The organism is Levilactobacillus sp. (assembly GCF_022646225.1).
Classification (GTDB): domain Bacteria; phylum Bacillota; class Bacilli; order Lactobacillales; family Lactobacillaceae; genus Levilactobacillus; species Levilactobacillus suantsaiihabitans.
Window position 1 is genome coordinate 193,160 of the sequence record NZ_JALCJA010000006.1, and the last position, 8,505, is coordinate 201,664.

General features: G+C 47.3%; 5 protein-coding genes and 1 pseudogene. 3 read left to right on the forward strand and 3 right to left on the reverse strand.

Features of this window, described 5'->3' with window-relative positions:
* The first annotated feature begins 11 nt into the window (after positions 1–11).
* Together LKH74_RS11110 and hdcB are read left to right on the forward strand one after the other, a co-directional pair.
* On the forward strand, positions 12–1,496 hold the full coding sequence (locus LKH74_RS11110) for an amino acid permease (protein ID WP_287789045.1): 1,485 nt from the start codon (positions 12–14) through the stop codon (positions 1,494–1,496).
* A 24-nt stretch (positions 1,497–1,520) separates the two neighbouring features.
* Positions 1,521–2,060 carry a histidine decarboxylase maturation protein HdcB gene (hdcB, locus tag LKH74_RS11115; RefSeq protein WP_287789046.1) on the forward strand — a complete coding sequence of 180 codons (540 nt, stop codon included), beginning with the start codon at positions 1,521–1,523 and terminating at the stop codon, positions 2,058–2,060.
* Between the two features lie 108 nt (positions 2,061–2,168).
* Here the strand turns inward: hdcB and LKH74_RS11120 are convergent.
* The 3 genes and pseudogenes from LKH74_RS11120 to lysS form a co-directional block, all read right to left on the reverse strand.
* Positions 2,169–3,433: pseudogene (locus LKH74_RS11120) on the reverse strand (ISL3 family transposase).
* Positions 3,434–3,609: 176 nt separating this feature from the next.
* Positions 3,610–5,127, reverse strand: coding sequence for a UDP-N-acetylmuramoyl-L-alanyl-D-glutamate--2,6-diaminopimelate ligase (locus LKH74_RS11125; RefSeq protein WP_135367741.1), 1,518 nt, complete (start codon positions 5,125–5,127; stop codon positions 3,610–3,612).
* A 20-nt stretch (positions 5,128–5,147) separates the two neighbouring features.
* The gene (gene lysS / locus LKH74_RS11130) at positions 5,148–6,659 is read right to left on the reverse strand and encodes a lysine--tRNA ligase (RefSeq protein WP_287789048.1); all 1,512 of its coding nucleotides are present in this window, start codon (positions 6,657–6,659) and stop codon (positions 5,148–5,150) included.
* 255 nt (positions 6,660–6,914) lie between these two features.
* Between lysS and LKH74_RS11135 the strand changes: the two genes are divergently transcribed.
* Positions 6,915–8,096 (forward strand): MFS transporter, encoded by a 1,182-nt coding sequence (locus LKH74_RS11135; RefSeq protein ID WP_287789049.1) that lies wholly within the window; start codon positions 6,915–6,917, stop codon positions 8,094–8,096.
* Positions 8,097–8,505: the final 409 nt, after the last annotated feature.

Genomic DNA, 8,505 nt, shown 5'->3' on the forward strand with positions numbered 1-8,505 from the left:
GCCAGTAAGTTATGGATGAAAAAAATTCTGGCGATTCACATAAAGTTGAATCGAAAGAGACAGTTGGTGTTATTGGTTTAATTGCCTTTGTCTTATCAGCTATGGTTGGTGGGGGTATCTATGACCTTCCGCAAAATATGGCCTTTAATGCAGGTATGGTTGGACAAGTTCTTGCGTGGGTAGTAACGGGGATCATTATGTGGTTCATCGTTCGTTCATTCATGACGTTGTCTGAAATTAGACCTGAATATACAACTGGACTTTATAAATATGCCGAAGATGGTTTTGGCCGTTTCACAGGGTTCTTCGTTAGCTGGGGATACTGGATTTGTGAATGTTTTGCAAACGTCACTTACTCAGTTCTGCTGATGTCAACTTTGAATGCTTTTTGGCCAGGTACCTTTACAGGTGGGAATAATATCCCTTCACTTATCGGTGGTACCGTTATCCTGTGGGTCATGAGTGCATTAATTCTACGTGGGATCAAAGATGCTAGTTGGGTTGACATTACGGGGACTGTTGTAATGCTATTTTCAACAATCGCATTTATTGTGACTATGTTTGCAGCGTTTAAGTTTAGCAATTTTACGACTAATATTTTTGCAAATCAAGCTATCCCAAGCTTGCACGATAAAGATATGGGGAATTTAGCTGTTCAAGTGAAAAACACTATGATGACGACTCTCTGGGTATTTGGTGGTGTTGAAGGTGCAGTTGTGCTTTCTGACAAGGCCCGTAGTCAAAAGGACGTTCGTACTGCCACTAAGTGGGGATTCTTACTTTGCTTGTTGCTGTACGCTCTAGCTTCATTACTCCCACTGGGATTAAGAAGTTACGGGCAAATTGCTCGGATGGCAGGCCCATCTTCTGCATCACTGATGGAAATTGTTATTGGACCGATTGGTCGTCTTATCATTACGTTCGGTGTTGTATTTGCCGTATTAGCCAGTTGGTTGACGTGGACACTTATGTTATCTGAAATGCCACGTGCTGCTGCGGCCGATGGGACTTTCCCTAAAGCGTTTGCAAAGACTAACTCAAAGAATGTTCCGTGGTTCTCAGTTATTGCATCAACAATTGTTATGCAGCTTATTGTTATTTCAACTCACTTTGCGGGCCATGCGTTTAATACTATGCTGACAATTGTTGGTACTATGACGGTTCCGCCATACCTCATCTCAATGATTTATCTGGTACGGGCAAGTGCTAGTGAGAAGACATTTAATATTCATAACGATCCACTTTCAGTGTCACGTAAGAGTGCTCACTTTGTAGGTTGGTTAGCAATTATTGGGACGTTGTTTATGGGCTATTCAGCGGGAATTAAGTATACTACGATTTCATTCATTATCTATGCAATCGGGATTCCTGTGTTTATGTATGCAAGAAAACAATATGCTCCTAACGATGCAATTTTCTCAAAGAATGAAAAGATCTTTGCAGCTGCCATTGTTTTGGTTGCTCTCATTGGTATTGGATTGCTGTTCATGAAATAATGTAGTTACGAAAGGGTTTTACTCATGGAAAAGTTTGCAAAGGAAAACGCAACAAAAATTCACGAGTTGCTTTCAGAAGTAAATGCGGTATCTAATAATGAAGTGGGTAAAATCCCAACGACTGTCAGTGAACGTATTGTGGAAGCAATTGTTGATGATTCCCAAGATACTATCCAGTTGATTTTTACAACTCGTCATAAAATTTATTTCGTTGATTTAAATGGCGATAATAGTGATGTGAAAACAGTGGGTAAGGATGAAGTTATTGATGCGGAGTTCTTAAGGGGAGCTCCTGAAGGGAAGTGTATTATTAAGTCTGCTTCCGAAAATTGGACATTTGATCATATTGTAGGTGGTCGTGTGTTTGACTTTATACAAGATATAAAGCCTAAGGAAATTAACCACGCAGGTTATGATAATACAGTTCGTGGAGAATTCCATCAATTACTTGATCCAGATCATGCTGAGGAGATTGATAAGTTGAGGAAATATATGCAGGAGGGAAATATTAGTCATTATGAATATGACGATATTAACCCAGCTATTTCCAAAGCAGGGAAGTAATTCTTGCAAAATATGCATTAGAGAATTTGGGGAAGAGATCCAGGTTTTGTAATCAAAAGATGGCTCTTTGTCAACCGGTGTTGATGGGGAGAATTTGAGAGGTTCAATTCACTTACGAATTGGGCCTCTTTTTTGGACCCGAATATTGAATTCAATCTGTATTCTGTAGTGGAAGTTAGTCCAGTTGCGGTAGCCGTAGGCAGTGCGCTTGATCTGTTTGATCTTACGGTTGACGCCTTCGACTGGACCGTTGGAGAGTAAGCAGTTTGTCATATTCTTGATGAACTGCTTTTTATGGATAAAGGTTTTAAGGGTCGTTAGAAGCTGAGGACTAACGTTCTCAACTTCTCCTAGAGCCTTGACAAAGGCGATGTAGTCATGGTTACGGATATCTTCTATGATGGTGTGGCTTGAGAAATAAGTACTCGTAAACATCTCGCTTAGGCCTATTCCCTTCAAAACAAGCTGTTCCTGTGTGTAATGGTCCTTGAGGTGCGAGAACCACTGTGTTTTACTCTTCTCAAGGTCTTTATAGCTCATCAGGTACAGACGCCAATAGTACTTCAAAATACGGTATTCAGGGGTGTCCTTAGGGAAACGTTTCATCACTTGCACACGCGTCTGATTCAACGCTCTTAAGCCCATTTGGACCAGGTGAAAGTTGTCGGCGACAATGTTGGCGTTGGGAAAAATCTCGTGAATAACTGACTGGTATTGTGCATTAAAGTCCATAACGACTTGGGTGATCTTTTTGCGGTTCTTCAAGTCATAGTGATTCAAGAAGAATTCTTTGATCTCCTCGTTTTTGCGTCCCAGTAATATGGCGACGAGATCGTGCTTTTGCGCGTCAATGGCGATGAAGCTCATTTGGTTACCTGTGGATCGAAATTCATCAATGCAAAGGGCGGTTGGTAGGCCATTATAGGCAGGCTGGGTTTTTGCTTGCCAAGGGCGACTAGCTGACGGCTCACAGTGTTAGTTGAGACGTTGTATTGTGAGGCAATACTGGTCATTGTGCGGTCTTCAGTTAAACTGCTGGTGATACCGTGTAGGATGTTTCGTGAAATTTGATGCTGGGGCTCTACGACCGTTGTTTTCGCAATCTGGGTGTGGCCGCACTGCTTACAGAGAAAGCGTTGTTTCCGCAAGATTAATATAGCTACCCGCTCACTGACATTAGGAATTCTGATATTGACAGTTTTATAGCCATTTTTAACGACTTCATGTTTGCCACACCGTGGGCAAACACTAAGGGTGTGGGAAAGATCCGCGTAAATACGTAAGGCATCACGTGATTCGTCTAAGACCTTGAAGTTATTAATGTTTTGGTCTTTAATTTGTAAGAGTTTTCTTGTAAACTGTTCTTGGGACATATCATTTTCCTCGCTTTCAATTGGTTTCGACGACTTGATTGTAGCACAGAGGTGATATGCCTCTTTTTTATACAAAAATGGCGTCGATGGAGTTCTCCATCAACACCAAATATCATAGAACCAAAAAAAGAGATTGATGATTTCGTTTTGGAAATCGTCAATCTCTTTTTAGTTACTTATTTTTCATCCGCCAAACCAGCAATCACGTCTTCGGCCACGACTGGGTCGGAGGCGTATGGGGTGTCGACCCCGTTGATCTTCTGGTAGGCGTCTTCACCCTTGCCGGCGAGGACGACCAGGTCGTCGTTCGTGGCAGTGGTGATGGCGTGGCGAATGGCATCTTCGCGTTTGGGAATGATGGTCGTGGTGACCTTATCGTGGTCAATGTGACTGTCGATTTCCTGGGCGATGGCGATGGGGTCCTCGTGACCCGGATCGTCCGTCGTGAGAAACGCGGTGTCCGCAAATTGGTTGAGCGCCTTGGCAAAGCCTTCACGCCGGTCTTCACCCTTATCACCGGTACTGCCGAGGACGGCGGTCACGTGGTGGTCGGGAAATTGGGTGTGCAAGAAGCTGAGTAGCGCGTTCATACTGCCCCAATCGTGGGCGTAGTCGATGTAGATCGTGCCGTGATGCTTGGTGGTGATCGATTCCATCCGTCCAGGGATCGTGGTGTTGGCTAAACCGTACTGCATGTCGGCCACCTGAGCGCCGGCCAAGCGACTGGCCAAGATGGCCGCCGTGGCATTGCTTTGGTTGAAGTCACCAGGCACGGCCACGTGGTAGTGCGCCGCTAAGTCCTGCAGCGCCGGATTGGTGGCGTGAACCGTCAAATCAAATTCACTGTCCGTCAACGTGGCGGTGCTATTTCCAATCGACAGGGTCGCGTTGGGGTTAACCCCGTACGTGAAGATGTGTTCGGGGTCGGTCGAGACCTTGGCCGCGGCGTAGACCTCATCGAAGTGGTCCATGTCAGCGTCAATGATACAATTGCGCGAATTGATCATCAGCTGCATTTTGCAGAAGAGGTAGTTCGCGAAATTCGGGTGTTCGTTGACCCCAATGTGGTCGGGCGAAATGTTGAGGAAGAGTCCCACGTCAAACGTCAACCCGTACACGCGGTCCAGCAGGTAGGCCTGTGAGGCGACTTCCATGACCAGCACCTTGGCGCCGTTATCGACGGCCTGGCGCATCTCGTGGAAGATATCAAAGGATTCCGCCGTTGTCAGGTGGGCCTTGAACTGGTCTTGGGGCTTCGGACCGATGATGTGGTTGATCGTCGAGAACATGGCGACCTGTTTGGGAAAGGCGTGGGCCAAGATATTCGTGGTCAAATACGTCGAGGTCGTTTTCCCCTTGGTTCCGGTGTAGCCAATGACGAAGAGGTCATTTTGTGGGAAGCCAAAGTAGAGTTGTGCGGCCAGTGACAAGGCCTTGCGCACATCCTTGACCAAGATGACGGGCGTGTCCACGTGGTAATCCTGTTCAGCCAGGTAGCAGGTGGCGCCGTTTTGAATCGCTGACGTCAAATAGTCGACTGAGAAATTAAAGCCTTTGCAGACGAAGAGACCGTTGGCGCTGACCTGACGGGAATCGTAGGCCAAAGACGCGAAATCCGTGTCGTCTGATGGTAGCGTCGTGCTGCGAAACAAGTCGTGCTCCTGCAGTAACGCGATCAACTGATTTGCTTTCATTTCGTTGCCTCTTTTCGTGCTTAGTCGTTCGGCCGCATGGTTGGGAACAGCATGACGTCACGGATGGAAGCGGCGTCGGTTAAGAGCATCGTCATCCGATCGATCCCGATACCCAGACCACCAGTAGGCGGCATCCCGTATTCCATGGCTTCGACGTAATCTGTATCGATCCCGTGAGCTTCTTCGTTACCCGCTTCACGTTCAGCGTCTTGGGCTTCGAACCGTTGCTTTTGATCGATTGGGTCGTTTAATTCCGTAAAGGCGTTCCCGTATTCGTTGCCGTCGATGTATAGTTCGAACCGGTCAGTGAACCGAGGATCCTTCGGGTTCTTCTTGGCCAGTGGTGAAATTTCAACCGGGTGACCGTAAATGAAGGTTGGGTTAACCAACGTGTCTTGAACCTTTTCTTCGAAGAAGGCATTGATGATGTGACCGACCTTCCAGTAAGGTTCCACGTGGATGCCGTTGTCGGCGGCTAATTTCTTCGCGTCGTCGTCAGACATTGGTTGCCAGAAATCAATCCCGGTAACTTCCTTGACGGCGTCGACCATGTGTACTCGCTTGAATTCAGAGTCCAAGTCGATGTCCTTGCCTTGGTAAGTCACTTGGCCAGAACCGTTGACCTTGTTGGCCACGAACCGGAAGATGTTTTCCGTCAGATCCATGACGTCGGTGTAGTCTGCGTAAGCCGTGTAGACTTCGACCATGTTGAATTCAGGGTTGTGCCGTAAGTCGGTCCCTTCGTTCCGGAAGTCCTTGCCCAATTCGTAGACCTTTTCCATGCCCCCCACGATTAGACGCTTTAAGTAAAGTTCCGTCGCGATCCGCAGGTACAAAGGAATGTCAAAGGCGTTGGAGTGAGTCACGAATGGCCGCGCTTCAGCACCACCGGCTTCCGTTTGTAATACCGGGGTGTCGACTTCCAGGTAGCCTTGGTTATCCAGGTATTCGCGGATAGCCTTCTTGACTTGTGTGACCTTGAGGAAGCGATCAAAGCTGTCGCGGTTAGCAATTAAGTCCAGGTAACGTTGACGGTAGATCGTTTCTGGGTTGGTCAACCCGTGGTATTTGTCAGGTAATGGCCGTAAAGCCTTAGATAAGAATTCGAAATCAGTGAAACGCAGGGTGAGGGCACCGGTGTTGGTCTTGATGACGTAGCCCTTAGCACCGATGAAGTCCCCTAAGTCGAGGGTCTTGTATAAGGCGTACTTGTCTTCCCCCAGTTCGTCTTGGCGGGCGTACCCCTGGATGACACCAGTTCTGTCGAGCAAATCGATAAAGCCGGCCTTGCCACTGCCACGCTTACCGGTAATCCGACCCGCAACAGCAACATAATGTTTGTCTTCCATCAGCTCTTCTTTATCGTACTTATCGTATTTCTCGATAAGTGACTTACTGTTGTCAGTTCGATCGAAGCGGTGACCGAAAGGCGCGATGCCCTGTTCTTGTAAACTATTCATTTTATCCCGACGGACCTGCATCTGATCGTTCAGATCGGCCGGCGTGGCATTATTATTTTTGCTGTTACCCATGTTGTGTCCTCCTATTAAGTATTGATTCAAAGTGACAATGAATCCAGACCTCCCTTAAATTTAGTTGATTTCGACCGAATAAGCAAGCCATAAAGCGGAAACAGCCGAATGAAGGCGTTTTCAACAAAGATCACCAGTTAGTTAGCCCAACAAAATCCAAAATTTGTCCAACTTGTTTTTGAAATTCCCTTTCGACACCCCCGGTAAGCATGATAGACTTAGCACAATATCTGCAGAAAAGGGGGCGGCAACGTCATGGTACAACTCATCCGAAAAATGTGGCCATTACTGGTGCTGGGATTCTTGGTGAATACGGCCTACAGCGTGATGTGGCCGCTAACCACCATTTACTTACACGGTGACTTACATCTGGACTTAGTCCAAAGCGGCCTGATCCTGGCGGCCTATTCCGGGTGCAATGTGTTGGGTGGCTACCTGGGTGGCGTCTTGACCGACCGGTACTCAGCTCGGCGAGTCGGGGTTGGCATGTTAGTCGGCCTGATTTTAGACGCGGGCGCTGGGTTCTTTTGGAACGGCCTGATCGGGTATCCCATTGTGTTGGTGATCTTTGGGTTACTGACCGGGGGCATGCTGACGCTGATCACGGCGATGACCGCTCAGCTAAGTCACTTGGATGGCCGGCTGTTTAATCTACTCTATATCTTCATTAATGTGGGCCTGGTCGTGGGGACCGCCAGCATCGGGGTCTTGTATCACGGCAGCTTACGCCCCATCTTTGCGTTACTACTGGGCTGCTACGTGCTCGCCGCTGTCTTATGGGCGGGGCACGCCCGTCACTTTGAACAACAAGCCAGTCACCAGGCGGTGTACGAAACGGCGGCTAAGTCATCAGTAGCATCAGCGACGCCGGGTCGTTTGTCGCGCGTCCAACTGGTGGTCATTCTCCTGAGCCTGGTCTTCATGTGGGTGACGTACGCCCAATGGATGAGCAACGTGTCAGTCTACATTCAAAATGAAGGGCTGGGAATCAAACTCTACAGTACCTTGTGGGTCTATAATGGTGTGCTGCTGATCGTCGTGCAAGCGTTGATGGCCAAATTCGGTCGCAGCAAGGGTCTCCCTTGGCAAATCTTGGTCGGTTTGGTCGCCATCGGCAGCTCGTTTCTTCTATTAAGTAACCTCTCAGGTGTCGTCATCTTATTTGTGGCGATGACGCTATTGACGATTGGCGAGGCCATCTACGTCCCGGGGGTCCCGGCCCTGATCAATTTGTATACGGTCGGCAACGAGGGTAAGTATCAGGGACTCGTCAATGCCTTTTCTTCCTTAGGTAAAGCCTTGGGCCCAGTCATTGGCGGGGTAGTCATCGCGCAATTCAGTTCATTTCCGATGCTATTTTGGTTATGTGCCGTGGTCGACGGGCTGATTGCCGCTGGTTTTCTGGTGGGCGTCATCGCCGGATTACAAAAAGAATAATATATGATGCGAACCATCTCCAGGCGTGTCCTGGCAAAACGGCCGGTTAACTCGGCCGTTTTTTGTATTTTCACGGCGACCATTCGGCTTTGAAAATAATTTTCATTTTCTGCTATTTTTAGTTGACGGTCGGGGTTGTGGTTGGTATAGTTATATATGTTGTCACGGCGATTCACCAACTAGACCAATTCGATGAGTTGAAAATAGTTGTTGACAAAGATGATGACAAAATGTTATATTGATTAAGTTGTCGCTTCTTGATAACACATCAACGAGAAACGTTGTTAAATCAAACTTCTTGTTGACATCACATCGGTTAAATGATATGATGATTAAGTTGTCTGTTAGAGCAGATAACTTGGTAGACCTTTGAAAACTGAACATTGTTTCGACAAACCAAATATGTGTA

Bases quoted from the DNA above. Each gene is read 5' to 3' on its own strand.
- LKH74_RS11110 (WP_287789045.1), top strand. From the start codon at position 12: ATGGATGAAAAAAATTCTGGCGATTCACATAAAGTTGAATCGAAAGAG.
- hdcB (WP_287789046.1), top strand. From the start codon at position 1,521: ATGGAAAAGTTTGCAAAGGAAAACGCAACAAAAATTCACGAGTTGCTT.
- LKH74_RS11125 (WP_135367741.1), bottom strand. From the start codon at position 5,127: ATGAAAGCAAATCAGTTGATCGCGTTACTGCAGGAGCACGACTTGTTT.
- lysS (WP_287789048.1), bottom strand. From the start codon at position 6,659: ATGGGTAACAGCAAAAATAATAATGCCACGCCGGCCGATCTGAACGAT.
- LKH74_RS11135 (WP_287789049.1), top strand. From the start codon at position 6,915: ATGGTACAACTCATCCGAAAAATGTGGCCATTACTGGTGCTGGGATTC.